At 30.1% G+C, this 18,485-nt stretch carries 12 protein-coding genes; all 12 read right to left on the reverse strand.

Annotated features, from left to right (window positions below; all coding sequences use genetic code 11):
- Positions 1-303: 303 nt before the first annotated feature.
- Positions 304-4,353, reverse strand: a complete 4,050-nt coding sequence (locus KM029_RS21950; protein WP_184679533.1) for a carbohydrate binding domain-containing protein — start codon at positions 4,351-4,353, stop codon at positions 304-306.
- A 17-nt stretch (positions 4,354-4,370) separates the two neighbouring features.
- Positions 4,371-6,578, reverse strand: a complete 2,208-nt coding sequence (locus tag KM029_RS21955; RefSeq protein ID WP_158631183.1) for an Ig-like domain-containing protein — start codon at positions 6,576-6,578, stop codon at positions 4,371-4,373.
- Between the two features lie 270 nt (positions 6,579-6,848).
- A complete protein-coding gene (locus KM029_RS21960; protein ID WP_144075955.1) occupies positions 6,849-8,495 on the reverse strand; it encodes an arylsulfatase in 1,647 nt (548 codons plus the stop codon).
- A 360-nt stretch (positions 8,496-8,855) separates the two neighbouring features.
- Positions 8,856-10,187, reverse strand: coding sequence for a TolC family protein (locus KM029_RS21965; protein WP_144075956.1), 1,332 nt, complete (start codon positions 10,185-10,187; stop codon positions 8,856-8,858).
- 4 nt (positions 10,188-10,191) lie between these two features.
- Positions 10,192-10,854: an ABC transporter ATP-binding protein gene (locus tag KM029_RS21970; RefSeq protein ID WP_144075957.1), complete on the reverse strand. Its 663-nt coding sequence runs from the start codon at positions 10,852-10,854 to the stop codon at positions 10,192-10,194.
- A complete protein-coding gene (locus tag KM029_RS21975) occupies positions 10,851-11,918 on the reverse strand; it encodes an efflux RND transporter periplasmic adaptor subunit (RefSeq protein WP_144075958.1) in 1,068 nt (355 codons plus the stop codon). The genes KM029_RS21970 and KM029_RS21975 overlap by 4 nt, the downstream gene beginning before the upstream one ends.
- Positions 11,919-11,923: 5 nt before the next feature.
- Complete coding sequence (locus tag KM029_RS21980; protein ID WP_144075959.1) at positions 11,924-13,165, reverse strand: ABC transporter permease; 1,242 nt, start codon at positions 13,163-13,165, stop codon at positions 11,924-11,926.
- A 324-nt stretch (positions 13,166-13,489) separates the two neighbouring features.
- Positions 13,490-14,062 carry a hypothetical protein gene (locus tag KM029_RS21985; protein ID WP_144075960.1) on the reverse strand — a complete coding sequence of 191 codons (573 nt, stop codon included), beginning with the start codon at positions 14,060-14,062 and terminating at the stop codon, positions 13,490-13,492.
- 701 nt (positions 14,063-14,763) lie between these two features.
- The gene (locus KM029_RS21990; RefSeq protein ID WP_144075961.1) at positions 14,764-15,516 is read right to left on the reverse strand and encodes an ABC transporter ATP-binding protein; all 753 of its coding nucleotides are present in this window, start codon (positions 15,514-15,516) and stop codon (positions 14,764-14,766) included.
- Positions 15,517-15,581: 65 nt separating this feature from the next.
- A complete protein-coding gene (locus KM029_RS21995) occupies positions 15,582-15,770 on the reverse strand; it encodes a hypothetical protein (RefSeq protein ID WP_126618785.1) in 189 nt (62 codons plus the stop codon).
- 80 nt (positions 15,771-15,850) lie between these two features.
- Positions 15,851-17,968: a peptidase domain-containing ABC transporter gene (locus tag KM029_RS22000; RefSeq protein WP_144075962.1), complete on the reverse strand. Its 2,118-nt coding sequence runs from the start codon at positions 17,966-17,968 to the stop codon at positions 15,851-15,853.
- Positions 17,949-18,485 (reverse strand): peroxiredoxin family protein, encoded by a 537-nt coding sequence (locus tag KM029_RS22005; protein WP_144075963.1) that lies wholly within the window; start codon positions 18,483-18,485, stop codon positions 17,949-17,951. The genes KM029_RS22000 and KM029_RS22005 overlap by 20 nt, the downstream gene beginning before the upstream one ends.

Raw genomic sequence — 18,485 nt, forward strand, 5'->3', positions numbered from 1 at the left:
AATAGGTAACGTATTAAAAATCAATACTGTATACTACTCTATAATTATAGTTAATGATTTATAGATCATGCCCCTCTGTATTTACATTGTAATATTGACAAACCTCCTTAATTAATGCACAATGTTATGAGAAAAGATTTTAAAATAACAACGTAACAGATAATATCTATTGTATGATTAGTTTTTACTTTAATGAGGTAGCTCCAACCTTGTATCAAAATATAGAGTTATTACAAAAGAAAAACGGTAGTACTTATTTACAAGGTACTACCGTTAATTTTATCCTAATTAAAAAGATTTACTCTATTTCACCATCACTTTAAAACTTTCTTGTCCACCTTCCATATCAGATAATATAAAGAAATACACTCCTTTTGTATAGTTAGAAACAGGTAATTTAAATCGATCTGTAAAACTTCTTTTGTCCATATTTCTGCCTTGTGCGTCAAAAACATTTAACTCGTATTTTCCTGCTACTTTGGGCACTATATTTACACTCTCGTTTGCTGGATTTGGATAAATATTTGTTTCAAGTATAGCTGTTGAAAGGTCATTTATAATATTATCTTGACCGTCAGAAGAATCATCTCCTAATGTAATTGTGATGTTATCTATCCAAACATTACCTGAACTTTCATTTGCTCTCGAAAAACTAAGCTCTAAATTTTCTTCACCATCCTTCACTGTTACAGAAAATGAATACTCTTTGGACTGAAGCGTAGTTACTCCTTCCAATACATATTTATTACCTTCTGCATCATTTATTTGAAATTGTAAATCATTAGATATATCATCCATTTTAGTTGTAAAAGAAACCTCGTATGTAGCAGAAGGTTCTACTTTAATCCATTGTGATATACCTCCATTCCCTTCAATTTTTACCGATTTATCTTTACTAAAATCTTCATAAGCAACAACTTTTGCCCCTCCGTAATAGGTCCAACCCATTAAGTCTTTTTCAAAATCTGCATTTAAAATGTAGGCTGTTTCTTTCACCACAACTTCATCTAAGTAAGCATCACCTACAGCTTTATCATTATCTCTTAAATATTTAATGCTAATAGAGTCGGTGGTTGTATTAGTAGTAAATTTTATCCTCTGAGACGTATAGGTAGTCTCATTTACTTGCTCACTTCCTAATAAATTATCCGTTTGGTCTTTTATTGTTAGCGTCGGTTGACCATTTTCTGGATCTGTTACTTTTGCAAAAGCCGTTAGTGTATATGTTGTATTGGGTTTTACTTTTCTCCATTGATGAAGACTACCTTTTCCAGTCACTTTGGCTGCATAATTTCCATAATAAGCTTCTTCTGTGGCTAGTACTGTTTCCGTTGGTGTCCAATTGATTAACTTCGCTTCAAAATCTCCATTTTCCACAAAATCAGGCTTAGATGGAGACGTTAAAGTAATTTTAAAAATTCTAGGAACTCCTTTAGGAATAGTTACAGATAGCTCACTTTCAGAAGTATACAAAGTACCTACACTTGTATTCGACAATTGATCTTTGATATCACATGCTCCAGAAATACTATTTCCAGCTTTTATAGTTACTACTCTGTCTTTGGGAGATAAAATACTATTTCCCATTACAACTAAATAATACGTTAATGGATCGTCTTCTTTTTGTAAGGTTTGCCAAAAACAATCGCCCTCTACATAAAAGTCTAAATTGCTCTGTTCCGATGCCAATGCATCTACTATTGTTGTTCGGCCTTGACTTAAAGAAAAATCACTCCAAGTATCACCATTTGTTTGATACGCCACATTACACCAAATGTTCTCTTCTACTTCTTCTGCTGTCTCATGTGGAATAAATGTAACAAATCCTCCTTTCGAAATAGGCAATAAATTATCGAATCTACGTTTTGCCCCCCCTGTAAAAAAGGTAACATCATTTTCTGGAACATCTGTATAGGCATCCCAACAAGCCATCTTATTAAGTACATACTCATTAAGAACAGGTGTATAAAATTCGTGATCATGATTAATAGAGTTTTCTAACATACGATCACTACGATTGTAAAGTGAGATGGCTACAGGCGAAATACCTTTTACTTCACTAGGCTTTGTTGCATGTGGGTAAATTCCTTTCTCCACAATTTTAAGAAAATTAAGTACTCCTTTTTCATACACGCCCGACCATACTTGCTCCTCTCCTGTAACATCTCCTCTTTGGTACATTGGGTTTCCTAAATTCGTTACTGATGTAATTCTAAAGATCTTTGCTCCTAACGAATATTGGGACAAAAGATGTCTTAAGACTACATGTGGGTTTCTCATTCCACCATACTCAGTTACTCTATTTGGTGTTAAATTATCTCCAATTACATTACATCCCCAATTCTTTACATCTCCATTCATCCATAAACCTACACGTTCTTGAATACTTAAACCTTGTGTTCCTACATTAGAATTTTCCACTCCCGGTACTAGAACATCTTTATATTTAGGAAAGTAATTATCTCCTTGTTCTTGTGTTAAAGCAGTAATTACTGGTCCTTTAGCACATATCATTACCATTGGTGGTGGCGTTCCTAATTGTTCCGATTTTTCTATAACGGCATCTAACAAGGGAATATAATAATCAAAATATTCTTTTGTTCTTATTTCTTTTGTTCGTGCCGACATATAACATTCTCCATCAATTATTGATGCTTCATAGATGGCCGCAAAAGTTTCTGGAGTCATATACAAATGATTACCATGACCAATAATAACATTAAAATAGACTCCCTTTTTTGCCAATGCTTTTGCATATGCAATTACTCCTTCTTTTGTTATTTTGGCATTCTCGTCTTGAGAAGTTTCTCCATAGATAGTAGTGTTTAAACTACTCACTAACCGAACTCTTGAACTTCCTCCAATTTTTGTATACCACTCCTGCATGGCATCATAGGTATTTTGTGCTTTAATTTGGCAATTTTCCTCTGTCATTTCCCAGCCTAACCAACCATTAAAAGAAGAGCCGACATACAAAATTTTATCATCTCCTATTTCATCATTTGTGGTTGTTCCATCAATATCGATTGTAAGCTGATCTATATTTTGAGCTACATCACCTAATACACCCTTTCCATTTATTTTTCTAGCTTGTATTCTCCAATCTGGCTTGGCCACATCTACTATATAAAAATGATCATCTCCGTTAATTGGTCCTGCTAAAACCACTTTATCTCCTCCCCCATTTCGATCTTCAAGACGTGCAATTCCAGGAAAGTGATATTCTGAGTGTGCCCAAGTATATTCCGAAATTGCTAATTCTTGCGTTTCAGCAGTATATTTTGATAAAAATAAATCATCTCCATATAAAGTAAATAATTCGGCCTTTCCATCATTATTAAAATCACCAGGTAGACCGTATTGCATTAAGTATTTACCTGTATTGGTTAATTTCTCTTTGTCTTTTTGTTTAAATCCATGGTTATCGATTAAGTACTGTTGAGCAAACCCTTCATACTTCTGTAAAGTGAGTTTCTCCTCTTCTTTGATCATCGTCGAAAAAGTTTTTGTACCTACACCATCTTCTGGATGATAAACACCCCAATGGGCTACAATTTCTTCGTCACCATCATTATCCATATCATACGAATACCCTAATTGCTTATCTGTAAACCCTAAGCCAGGTGTGGTATTGTCACTAATTTCTCCAGTTTCTCCATTCCAATAATTTGGTCTTTTGAATGTAGATAAATCAATAATATCCATGAAATTATTTCCTTCAAAACTTTTTCTATTGATAAAAGCAGCCACTTCATCTCCTCCATCTCCATCAAAATCACCTACTATTAAATGTCTTATTAAACCCGCAATTTTACCCGTTCTATCTGTTTTAGGTCTTACTGTTGTGATAAGATCTCCACTTGTATCTAAGAAATGGATTAAACCATCTACACCAGAAACTATCAACATTGTTTCTCCTTTATTATTTTTACCTACTGCTGTAGAATATAAAACTCCCGAACTGATTTTTTTATCAATTAATAATGTTCCAGCAGATGACAGTATTCTAATATGGCCATCTGTACCCGGTAAGAGAATTTCATCTCCTAAACTATCAGGGATAAGGTCTTCTGCTAAAATTCGTATCCCTATTGAGGGTAAATTTGTATACTCCCAAAGTCTATTGTCTGCAGAAGGCGTGGCTATTTCTGAAGGTCTGTTAAAGGCAATTACTTTACCATCAACAGTCATCGTTACAACATAATCTTTAGCACCAACTGCGTCAAAATCTGCTGTTGTAACATGTATTATGTTATCGCCTTGTGTATTGTAGGGCTGAAAAGCAGAAAGGTCTGTTTGCCCTGTTGTTTGTAAGGATAAAACACAGAGGAAAATTAGTACTATTTGTTTCATAATTTAATGTAAAAAGTCTATTGTATAATTAGTTTTTGCTTTTGTTGTAGTCCTGATGTATTCGTTAAAACAACCACGTAAGTACCTTTATTTAAATGATTTACAGACATTTTATAGCGCTCTGTAAATGATGTAGAAAACACTGCTTTTCCGAGTGCAGAATAAATAGTTATGTGCTGTTTACCTACTAATTGATTTCCTCCAAAGATCACATAATCTGATGTTGGATTTGGATACATTTTAAACAATGCTTTTGTGATAGGTTGTGTGCTTAAAATCGCTTCTTTCTTTACTGTAATAGTTGTCGAAGCTATAAAATTCCCTTCTTCTGTAGTTGCCGTTATTTTTACTACTCCTTCCGTTAAACCTTCTACAAGTCCTTCCTGATTTACAGTTGCAATTGCTGAGTTATCAGATGCCCATTTTACAGTAGTATTTGCTGCGTTTAAAGGCACTACGTTTGCCACCACTTTAATTGATTCTCCAATACCAATTTCTGTAATATCATTTTCAATAATAATACCCGTAACACTTAAATCTACATCTTCTTGTTTACTATTGTAATTATTATCTGCACCAATATTTGAAATTAAGTTGGTAATATCCACTTCATTTCCGTAAATATCTGTAGCTGTATTTAGCGTTATATTTTTAAAAATACCTTGCCCTGCCATTGGAAATGTAGGCTCTGGAAACTTTTTACCTGTATCTATGGCAGGACTTGTTTCTTTTAATTGGTAACCTTCAATTCCACTTGTTCCTTCGTTTACAAATTCTGGGTCTTCATCAATTATTTTATTGTTATCCAAATTGGTAAAATCTGAAGAGATATCTCCGTAAAAAAGATTGTTATCTACTACAAGTTCACTGCCTTCTTCTATATCTATTTCTACACCGTCTGCACCAATTGCAGCACCATTCATTACTTTAAATATATTATTGTAGATATAAGTGTTTTTTGCCCAAATTAAGATATCGGGTTTATTGCCCTGCTTATTAATATATACCGTATTATTATAGATAAAACTACTATCCGAACGAATTGGATCTTTGTCAGTTCCTACGAACCCAGCAATCCATAATGAGTAACCATGAAAATCTCTGAAACCATCGTTCACACTCACATTATAGCGGAACGTACTGTTTAAACAATCTCCTAAAATTTCGACGAAACCACCTTCTGTATCTTCACTATAATTGTATTGGAATATGGCATTTTTACAATAAAAATCAATATGTCCGGCTGCTCCATATGTATCTCCGAAGCCTCTTGCTCTTAATTGTTTATTGTATTGCACTAAAATATTTCGTGAATCCCAAATCCAACAACCTTCTCCTCTACCATAATATCTATCCGTTGATGATTTATGATCTCCCCAGCCTAAATCTATAAAATCGTTCTTCTCGACAATTGCATTACAAACTGAAGCCAATACGACACCATCTCCACCTAATTTCTCAAAATGATTATTTCGTACTACAAAATTGAGGTTTCTTTCTTCTTCATCAACAGGATTATTGTAAGACGGTAGATTAGATAAATGGCGAATACTAATAGCTGTTGAGCCAAGATTATAAAAATAGCAATCCTCAATAAGGACATTGTCTATACCTACTTCTTTTGTTGGTGTAACTGTAATATCGTCTTTATCAGCATCAAAAAATATGCCTTTGGCAGTATAATAATCTAAAGTGAATTTCCCTTCCCAATCTATCATATCAATAGCAAAAACGTCTGTTATTTTTAGGTTCCTAAAAGTAAGTCCTGTGAGTACACCACCCCACTTATTTGCAATTACTTTTATACCAAATGCAGAGTTTGTATTCCAAGTTATATTCCCTTTGTTTTTCCTGTCATTTTTGATCCAAAGACCGTCCATAGTAATATAACTTGTGTTGGTTAATTTTACTGCTTCGATAAAATCTCCTGTAGGAATATTTCCAGCACCTGATAAAATTGGCAATTCTGTTGCTGTTCCGTAATTACTTATTTCAATAGGGTTTTCTTCGGTTCCAGAACATAAAATTACCAACTGACCTTCAAAAGTATCTCCTTTTCTAAATAATAGTTTATCACCTGCTTTTAGAATGCCTCCTTTGTTAGAAAGTTTAGCTATTGCCGATGCTTTTTCAAGAGTTTTCCAAGGAGCATTCCTACTCCCATCGTTACTATCATCCCCATCGTTACTAAAATAATAAGAGGTAGATGTAGTTTGAGTATGCATTGTTTTGCTAATAGTATTTGCCGCTATTATGTTGGAAAATAATAAGAAAAATACTGCTAAGTAAACGTAATATTTGTTCATAAGTGTAGTCAGATATTAATAATAAGAAGTTTAAAAAATGATTTCTTTCAATCAATTAATCACACTTCAATTTCATCAAAAATGACAACAACAATGAGCGGTAATTCTTCAATTTTTTAACACAAAATAAAAAAATACCCCTTTCATATCTATGAAAAGGGTATTCAACTCACTCTATTTATCTAACGATTATATTTTTTGAGGAGAGTTGATATCGCTCTTCACTCTTTTATTCCAACCTCTACCATCTAGAGGTAATACATTATTATCAGTGGCCCAGTTATTCCATTGCTTCTTTAATTTTTCTGCAATTTCTGGATACTCATCAATTAAATTATGTTCTTCTGCTCTATCTTTTGATAAATTATAGAGCTTCCATTTTCCTTTATAAGGAGGTTTGTTCGCCTTTAAAGCAACTAATTTCCATTGCCCATCAATAATTGCTCTATCTGCTTGATGCTCAAAAAACATTGCTCCCCTTTCTGTTGAAGTTCCTTCTAATGCACTTACAAAGCTTTTGCCTTGATAAGGTTTGATATAATTTCCTTCATGGTTTTTAGGATAATTTGCTCCTGCCAATTCCATAAATGTGGGCATTAAATCTAGTACATGGCCCTGTTGATTTGTAATACCTGCCTGTTTTATTTTCTCTGGCCAATGAACAATCAATGGCGTACTAATTCCTCCTTCATGGTTAGAACTTTTGTATAACCTGAAAGGAGTATTACTCATGTTTGCCCAATTTTTTCTATAGCTCTGGTTGAATGTTTTCCCACCAATATCTGTCATTTTATCAAAAGGAATATCTTTACCCTGAGGTTCTGCATTTCCTCCATTATCAGATAAGAACATAATTATAGTGTTATCTAGCTCTCCTTTCTCCTCTAAATAATTGACAATCTGACCAATTCCTTGATCCATTCTATCAATTTGTGCGGCATAGACTTCCATATACACTTCCCATTTTGCTTTCTCCTCATCAGATAACGAATCCCAAGCAGGAATATCTTTTGGACGATCGCTTAAAGCCCAAGCATCTGCAAGACTACTTTTTTTCATTACATCATAACGTTGCTTACGAAAGTGATCCCATCCTTTACTAAATTTTCCTTTATACTTTTTTATGTCTTCTTTTAATGCATGTAGCGGTCTATGCGGTGCATAATGTGCTACATAAAAGAAATAGGGTTGGTCTTTTTTAGTAGCATAATGTTTATCTAGAATATCTATAGTTGATGTATTGATTGCTTCAGTAAGATAAAAATCATCTGACGGAGCAATAATTTCGTTTCCCTTTGTTAGTGTATTTGGATCATAATATCCGCCACCACCAGCAAGAATACCATAGTAATCATCAAATCCTCTTTGCAATGGCCAATTTGAATTATCTGCATTGGCTGTCATATTATTATCGTAAGTAACATGCCACTTTCCTGTGATATAATTGGCATATCCAGCACTTTTTAGAACCTGTGCAATTGTTACACTATTTTTACTGATGGCACCTCTATAACCTGGTCTCCCAAAATCTGAAGCAGTCATCCAACCAAGGTCGGCATTATGTGCATACAAACCTGTTAGTAAAGTTGCTCTTGTAGGGCAACATCTTCCGGCATTATAAAAGTTATTAAACACCATTCCGTTATTTGCTAATCGGTCTATGTTTGGTGTGTTAATACCCGATCCCATAAATCCTAAATCTGAAAAACCCATATCGTCTGCCATAATCAATATAATATTCGGCTGACTAACTTTCTCGTTTTTAGTTGTCTCATTTTTTGATGTTTTACAAGAGACTAAAAATGCTAATAGGCTAAAAAGTAATAATCGTTTCATAAAAAATCTATGTTGCTGTTTAATACTACTACAATATTAGCAATTGTATAAAAGTACATAGAGGATAAATTCGTCGATTAGTAGCACGAAACTGACAAATTGGTCAGAATGGGGGGATTTATGGAGAAGTAAATCTTTTAAAAGTTCTTTTTCTTGAAAACAAAAAACACATAAAACGACTGCAATGCAATGTATATATAACTTAATGCTAGTAAATATTTATTCTCGAATATCTGAAATAAATCAAGAAATATAATTACTATACAGACAATACTAAGTAGTATAATAAGTACTATTATAAGTGGTTTCATAAGTTTGCTCTTTTAATTTACAAGTTGACTTTTTAAAATAGGTAATTTTTTACTTGATATCTAATAAACTCCCAGAGATTCTAAGCAAAGTAATTTGGGATTGAATTAAACTTAGCTGTGAATTAAATAAATTTAATGAAGAATTAAGGTAACTATTTTGAACTTGTCTAAATTCAAATGTTGTTATCGTTCCTTGCTCTAATTGTTCTTTACTTAACAATAAATTTTTATCTGCTGAAGCTAAACTTTTTTTACTTAACTCTTCTTTCTTTATCTCATTATGATAAGCTAAAAATGCTTTTGTAAATTCATTTTTCAGATAAGTTTCTATTTTTTTTCTTTCTATGAAAGCTTTTTCTCTTTGTAAAATAGCAGATTGAATTTGTCTATTATTTTTTCCGCCATTATATATAGGCAAGGATAATGTAACTCCTATATTTGGTCCATACCCTAAACCTCTATTCGTTTCTTGTTTAAAACCACCTTCTAACTGAGGCATATCAGCTGTATACCAATTTGTGTTTCCAGAATATCCAAAATCAGCTGTTAACAAAGGTGCTTTTAAATTCTTCTTTTGTCTAATTGTATTTTCCTGAATATATTCAACAATTTTTTGCCTGTTTAAAGACGTATTATTTTCTAAAGCAGTAGAATATAATTGTTCAAAATTAAAATTTTTAGGGGTTATATTCAATGAGTCTAACAAATCATACTGCATATCAATATTTTCAACACCCATAATATAGTTTAAATCTCTTTGTGAATTTTCCCAAATTAATAATTGATCTATATAGTTTGTAGAATCAGTATAAAAGGTTGTTTCATCTCTTGCTAATTCAAAGCTACTTCCAGAGCCTACTTTATTTTGTAAACGTGAATTTTCTAATTTATCCTTAGATAGAGATAAAATACGATTTAAAACTTTTAGTTTCTCTTTCTCATATTGAACTATATAGTATGCTTGAATAACAAGTTCAATTTGTTCTTCCATCTGATATGTTAATTTCCAACTTGCCTGTTTCTCTAACATATTCAATTGTTCTTTCTTCAAAGAAACATTAAAGCCGTTAAATAATACCCATTGTAAATTTAAACCTGCATTTAATGTGTTATTATTACTTTTTCCTTCTAAAGCAAAAGGAGATGCTGGATCTGTATATTGAAACTGTGCAGAATTACCGATTTGCAATTGAGCTTGAGGGTACCTCCCTGCATTACCCCAAGTATTTAATTGAGATGCATCCTCGACATTCAAACGTTCAATGTTTATATCAAAATTACTTTTTAAAGCTTTTTGAACCGCATCATTTAAAGAAAGATTTTGAGCTTGTAATTTTAGGATTGAAAGAGTAATAAATATAGTGGTATAAAAATATTTCATTTTATTATATTAAAATATGACCATCTGCTAAGTGAATTATTTTATCAGCATACCCCGCTATTGTTTTATCATGTGTGATCATTAAAATAGTTTTACCACTAGTATTAATTCCCTTTAAAAGATTCATAATTTCGTGAGATGTTTTAGAATCCAAGGCTCCTGTTGGTTCATCCGCAAATATAATTGGAGGGTTTGTAACTAAAGCTCTAGCAATTGCCACTCTCTGTTTTTGACCTCCTGATAATTCATTTGGTAATGAATCTGCTTTTTCTAATAGACCTACTTTTTGTAAAACATCTTTTGCTTTTAGCGTTCTTTCCTTGCTTTTTACTTTTTGATAAAATAATGCTAATTCGATATTTTTAAGAACGGTTTTATGGGGTAATAAATGAAATGATTGAAACACAAACCCCATTAATTCATTTCTCAGTTTTGCTTTTTCTGTTTCGTTTAAATCCATACATTCTAAACCATTTAATGATAAATAGCCTGAGTCTAAGTTATCTAATAAGCCAATGATATTTAAAAGAGTTGATTTTCCAGAACCAGAAGAACCCATAATAGCAACAAATTCAGATCGACCTACTTTAAGTGAAATATTTTTTAACACTTCATTCTTAATATCATTAGTTTGATAAGACTTATAAACACCATCTAGAATAATCATAATCTTAATAATGACGTTTCAGTTAATCCATTCTTTATTTCTATTTCTATTCCATTAGATACTCCTACTTCAACATATCTTTTTTCTTTTTCCCCTTCTATGTTTAAGTATACAAAAGTTTGATCTTTTTCATCGAAGAATAACATTTCTTCCTTAATTGCTAAAACCGAATCAGTTTCTTCAATTAAGATATTCGCAATAGCAGAATACCCAGATCTAATAACAAGTTTTTGATTTTGTTCATATTGGATTAAAGCTTCGAATTCAAATTTAGAAATACCATTTATTAATTTACCTTTTGGTGATATATAAGTTAAAATGGCATCAAATACTTGGTTTCCAGTAGCACCTATAAAAATTGGAAAATGCATTCCTTCTTTTAGATATTGAATATCATTTTCTGAAATTAACCCTTTAAATAACATTTTATTCATATCTGCTACAGTAGCTATAGTACTTCCTTCATTGAACGTATTTGTTTCAATTACATAACTTCCCTCCTTAAATGGAATATCTAACACTACTCCAGAAATTGTAGAATACACATGGTTTGAAACTTGCTTTTCACCATCAATATGTCCCTTCTTAATTAATTGTATTTTCCTTTTGATTGAATAAAGCTCTTGTCTATATTTTTTTTCCTCATTTTCAATTTTTTGAAAAGTACTTTCTGATATAGCTCCAGCTTGAAATAACTTCTTATTTCTTTCTAAATCTGCTTTGGCTAGATTATAATTATCTTTAACAAGTCTCATTCTATTTTCTGCATCTTCCAATGATAGTGGATCTATAATAACTTTTAGAGTTGCCACTAAATCTCCTACCTTTACATGATGACCAGGACGTATATATATTTTTTCTATTACACCCGAAATTTGTGGTTTAAGGTGTATTTCTTTCATCGGTTCAATATATCCAGAAAGTTTTCTTTCATGTTTAATAATTGAATAATAAGGATGAATGCCTTTATTTTTCAACCTATCTTCTTTCTGATTTTTTTTAAATGCAAAAGCAGATAATACCCCAATAAATACAATTAAAAAAATTATTGCTTTACTTTTCATACTAATTAATTTTTTTCATTTAATGCATTCACTACTGTTAAATCCATAGCCTTTTTTGCAGGAATAAATCCAGCAATAACACCTGAAATAAGTAACAATATAAAAGCTAAAAATATAATTAATGGGTTTACTTCTAACCCTTCTATAATCTTACTTTCAGTAGAATGAAAAATGAAATAATTTAAAATTTCAATTATAATAACCCCTAACAATATCCCAATTACACCAGAAAAAAGTGTAAGTAAAGTGGATTCTGTCACAATCATTATCAACAATTCTCTTGGTGATGCTCCCAATGCTTTTCGTATTCCTAATTCCTTTGTTCGTTCTTTGATAGCTAATACCATCATATTACAAATACTAATCATTCCACTTAATAGTAATGATATTCCTACTCCCCATAAAAAAAAGTTAAGGTATTTAAAAAGGTCATCAAAAGATTTTTTTTGTTCTTTAGCTTCTAGTAAGAAGAGAGCATTGGTATCTTTTTCATCAAACCTTAAAGTCTTAGAAAAATGAGGTTTTAATTCTTTATCAACAAAATCACTTTCAACAGCACTTGATAATGAAATACCAAATGAAAAAAATGCTTCTTTTTTTTCAAAAATACTTTGAAAAGTTTCTAAAGGAATAAAGATATTTCTTGTTTCATTTTGAGAAAATAAATTATCATTATCCAATTCACCTATAATTACAAAAGGTACATTGTCTATATAGATTTCTTTTCCTATTCCTTTTTCATTTTTGAATAACGATTCTTGAGAATACCCTCCAACAATGCAAACATTTCGTTTTTGTGTTTCATCTAACGGATTGAAATACCTACCTCTTTTTAATGGTAGGTTTTTAAGATCAAAGAAATCATTGTTTACACCTTTCAAATTACATTGTATATGCTTATTGAGATATGATATTTTTGTAAATCCGTTTTTATTTACTTCTAAAGCAAGTTGTTCTATTTCATTGTACTTTAATTGAAGTGATGTTAAATATGCATCTGTAAAAGTGATATTTTTACCTTCCGGTTCTCCATTATAAACCATCGAAGTTTGTCCGCCATATACCCAAACAGAATTCTTAGAATAACCTGAAAAGAGTTTTTGGATACCTTTGTATAACCCTTCTCCACCGCCTAAAAGTAATATTAATATCAACAACCCCCAGGACACGCCTAAACCAGTTGTTACATTACGTACTTTATGTGAAGAAAGGTTTTCTAAAGGTTCTTGTAAGAATGATATTAGCATTTTTAAACTAAAAAAAAGATTAAATAAATAGTAACTCCTCTTTTAGAAAAAAGAAAACATACAATTAACTTCAGTAAATTCTTTATCATTACTATTTTTTTCTAAAACTTTTCAAGTTCAGACTCTCTTTCGATCTTGCCTAATAAAAAATATTTGTAGATATATCAACTTCTAAAGTTGAATTATGTTTCATTTTTTATTAAAGTTAATTTTCAAGTATCTAACTTATTAAAAGCTTACTTACGCCTACTATTTTTACAAATACAACTTATTAACCATATAACTGTTTTTTAAAACTAAAATCCACTAAACAATAGTTTTTAACTATTTAGAAAGTAATTTATATTTTCCTTTTTTATACATAGTTTTTGATATGGTTAAGATTAATCCTCCAATTAAAACTATAATAACAACTAACAAATATAGAGAAGTTGTTTTTGTTAAATAATAGATTAAAAATGTGCTTATTATTAAAAAAAGAGAAGCAACTTTGGAAGTTGTACCATTTAACTGAAATACTCTTTTGATAGATAATGGCATTGTAATACTCCAAAAAAAACTACTAGAATATGCTAGTATTAAAGAGAATAAATAAAAGCTACTTATTTTAACCAAGTTAATTTTGAAAAATAAAATTGCTAATAAAGTTAATGATAAATCTATAAATAATGGGAAAATAAGAAGTCTAGAACCAATTTGAATAATATGATTAAATTGACCATTTGATAAGTACGATCTAAACAATAGGTCTTTAAAAAACATTAAAAAGTTATTATGGAGATAATTAAATATAAAAATAGGTGAAAGTATTACCCATAATAACGCTTCACTATCGCCAAAATATTTCCCTGTTTTTCTATACAAAACAATATTAATAGTGATTAGTAAACTTTTCATAAAAAACGCAACTAATATAGTATTTAATCTTGTTTTATTTTTTATTAAAATTGTAATAAAAAATGGAAAATGATAATTATTATTTTGGACAACAAAAGAATAATTTTCTGTTATAGATTCCTTGTAATAACCATCTAGAAATGAAAGTAATATTAAACACCAATAAAAATTATCTTTCAAAAAGAAGATAAGAAATACTATAATTATTGTTAGTAGGTAACTTAATAAGTTATTTTTAAAATCAATTAAATACTGAATATTTCGAAATATGAATATTACATTCACTATAAGAATAAAGCTTTTTAAGATATATTCATTTTCTGCACCTAAAAGCCAGATACACATATAAAAAAGAGTTATTAGGAGGATTAGAGGCGTGAAAAAATAGACAACTAAAGAATATAAATATTTCACAAAAATAGATATTGGATAATAAGAAGGGAATTCTTTTTTTAATGATGAATAGTTTGGAAAAACTTTAAAAAAAATAAAAAAAACTACTATTAATGTGTTAACAAAAATATTGAATTCATTTAAACTAATAAATTCAGTATTTCCATTAATTATTAATTTTGATAAAAGGCTATACAAACCTCCGTATATTAGAGTCGTAAATATTGCTATTATATTAATTAATACTATGCCCACATCTTTTAAATGATGAGTCAATAACTTCAATCTTATACTAATCAATGTCTTAATCATAACCAATCCAAGTTTAATTGAGTTTCTTCTACATCAATATTTAACCATTTTAATAATTCATCATAAAGTGATTGATTTGTGATAAATTGTCTATATTCTCCTGAAAATGTAATCTTACTATCAATTAATATTCCTATATCTGTACTTATTTTTTCAATATAATTGATATTGTGAGAAGAGATAAATATGCAACGTTCATTATTGATATATTTCTTTAAAAATAAGCACAGCTTATTGGCTGAAACTAAATCTAACCCAGTAAAAGGTTCATCTAATATCAATAAATCAGGTGTATGAATGACAGCTGCACAAAAAGCTATTTTCTTTTTCATACCAGTGGAATAAGTTAAGATTGGTTGATTTAATGATGACTTGTTTTTGTCTTCAAAAAATAAGTCTAACAAATCTTGTATTCTCTTATCAATAACTTCTTTAGGTACTTTATAAATCTGAGCTATATATTTTAGAAATGTGTAGGCATCTACTTCTTCTATTAAATTTAATTGATCTTGAAGTACACCTATATTTCTTTTCTCTATAGTTGTTAAATTCGTAACAGGTTTACCATTAATAGTAATAAGACCTTCATCTATTGTAATTAAATCCAATATCGCATTTAATAAAGTTGACTTTCCTTCACCATTTTTGCCTATCAAAGTATATATAGACCCAGGATTTATATGAATATCTAATATATCTAGTACCTTATGTGAATTATATACTTTCTTTAAATTCTTTATTTTTATCATAAAAACAATTAATTATTATAAAAAATTATAAACCCTACTTATTTAAAGTAGGGTTTAATTTCCTATTAACTATATGCACAGTAAACTGAAGCTATTCCCATACCAATAGCAGTTGGACCTGCTATTAATGCTCCTACAGGACCAGCAAAAGCTGCTACACCAGCAACAAGCCCGGCTGTTGCAATTACCTTATTGGTTGTTGAAGAACAACCACCTTCAATAATTACCATTTCATTTAAATTAAGGTTTTCCATTATTTATAAAAGTTTGTTTTCAAGTGTCTACTCTTTTCAAGCTTTTCGACTTCCGCTTATTATTTGTGCACAATAATATCTTATACCAATGCTAAAGTATGCATTGTATTATTTTCTATTTTATATGTCTTATCAACATAGTGAAGTAATTCATCATGGTGAGAAACTAGGATAGTGATTCTATTTTTAGCTTCCTTTTTTAGAATCTCTAAAACTTCTTTCTCAATAGAAGAGTCCATTGCAGATGTAAATTCATCAAGTAATAACACTTTTGGTTTTTTAAATAAAGCTCTTGCTAATGCTACTAATTGCTTCTGTCCACCAGATAAGTTTATCCCATTTTCACCAACAATAGTTAAATAATCTTGAGGGAGTTTCATGATTAGTTGATGTAACCCAATTTTTTGACAAAAATTTACTGCTGCTTCATAATTCTCAGGTTCAGAACTTAGTGTAATATTTTCAATAACAGTACCTGGAAATAACATTATGTTTTGGTCTACTATGCCAATATATTGCCTCCAATTCTTATTAGAAATTAAATCTAAAGAAGTTTCATTTACCACAATTTCACCACTTGATATTGTTTGAAATTTTTGAAGTATATTAAATAAAGTACTTTTTCCTGAACCACTATCTCCTGTCACAGCAATCATTTCTCCGTTCTTTACTTTGAAATTCAGCTTTGACAATAATTCTTTTTTACCTGGAAATCTAAAACTAACCTCTTTGAAATCAATTACATCAATTTCATCTATTTTTAAAGTTAAATTTTGTTTTTCCTCTTCAACCTTTACAAATTCATACATTCTATCAAACGCTACCTTTGCTTCATTCCATTCTATATTTGATAAAGAAACTCTGATAACAGAAGGTGTAATATTCATAGCTACTGTAAGAATTGCCATCATTTCTCCAGTTGTCAAACCTTCTTTAAATACTATAGTAGCCCCCAAACCAAGTAGTGCGACAGAAAATACAGTATTCCAACTTTCCATAAAACTTCCTATTTTTAACTGAAGTTTAGAAAAATCAAAAATTCTAGATTGATACTCGTCGTATATTTGTTTTGTCTGAACTGTGAAAAATGCCTCTTTTTGGTTCACTTTTACCGTTTTTATTCCTTGAACAGTACTAATATATTGACTTTCCGTATGAGCATACAATTCCATGACTTCTTGCTGTGCATCCATTACCTTTTTATTATATTTAAAAGCAACAAAAACATATACCGGAATAAATACTACAACAGTTAATCCTATCCAAATATTAAAAAAGCATAGATAAACTAAGGATATAAATACAAGTAAGAAGTCAATTACCACACTTGTCATAAAATACGTAACGACTTGTTGTAAACGTTGCGAATCATTTAATCTTGCTACCATTTCTCCTGTTTTTCTTTGTTGAAAAAAGGAGAATGGCAAATACATTAATTTACTAAAAAAAGAGTGAATTACTTTTGAGTTAAATTTCTTTGAATGTTTTGATAATAGAACACCTCTAACATATGTAAACAAAACCCTTACTGAAAGTAATATGAATAACAGCCCTATTGATAATATTAATTTTGTTAGATCATTAGAAGGGAGTATATAATCAATTAATCTTTGTGAAAAGATACTCATTGACAGTCCTAATACTGCGATGATTACTCCTAAAAAACCACCTGAAATTAAGTAATTCTTGTCTTCATCAATAATATCTAAAAACCATTTCTTCCTATTCTCCTTCTTATTTTTATTTAGTTGAAATTTATCTGTCTTTTCAAGCACTAAAATTGTTTTAGATATCCAAACTTCACTTAATTCTTCTTCTGTATAAACTTTAATACCACGAGCTGGGTCACCTATAATGAAAGTATTATTTTCAGAATTATAACCATAAAAAACAATATAATGTTGTAGATGTTGGTTTAGAATAACATGTAAAATAGCAGGACTATCATGTTCTTTTAAACTTTCAATCGTCGCCTTACAACCATTGGCATTAAAACCTAAATTATTTGCCGCCTCATAAAGACCAAGTAAGGTTGTTCCCGTTACTGTCGTTCCACTTATGGCTCTCAGTTCTTCTAAAGGAATAGAAACTCCATCATAATAATTTATAATACTAAGTAAACAGGCTATTCCACAGTCAGATTCGCCTTGTTGTGTTACCTGATACTTTTCAAACAATTTATATTTTTCCTTCATCATCTTCAAAACTTTTTGTAATCATCGTGAATTTTGACAACCCTTTAATATTTTTTATGAGCTTCCCTTCTTTATTGTATAAAAATGAATTAGGTACTGAACTAGACCCAAAAATTTGAAAGAACATATTTTCTCTTGCTCTTAAAAATTTAAAATTAAGATGATCCAATTCACTTTTTTCAATAAACTCCAAAACTACTTCAACAGGTTCTTCAGAGACCAACACAACTTGAATCTTTTCTTTTTCTAATATTTGTTGATTCTTTTGAAATAGGAATATTTCATCAATACAGAAATGACATGTAGAATTAAAAAATGTAATTATCACTTTTTTATTGACATACATTTCAGAAGTAATTACTTCTGTTGTATCTAAATATGATTGAAAAGAAAAGTCAGGTAACTTTTTAATAGTATTTTCTACTTCTTCTTTTTGTTTTAATGTTTTGATTATGCTATAAGTCAAGAAAGAAATAACCCCTAAAAAAGAAACAATTATTATAAGTTTTTTATTTTTCAT

Origin of the sequence: Flammeovirga kamogawensis (genome assembly GCF_018736065.1) — a bacterium.
GTDB lineage: Bacteria > Bacteroidota > Bacteroidia > Cytophagales > Flammeovirgaceae > Flammeovirga > Flammeovirga kamogawensis.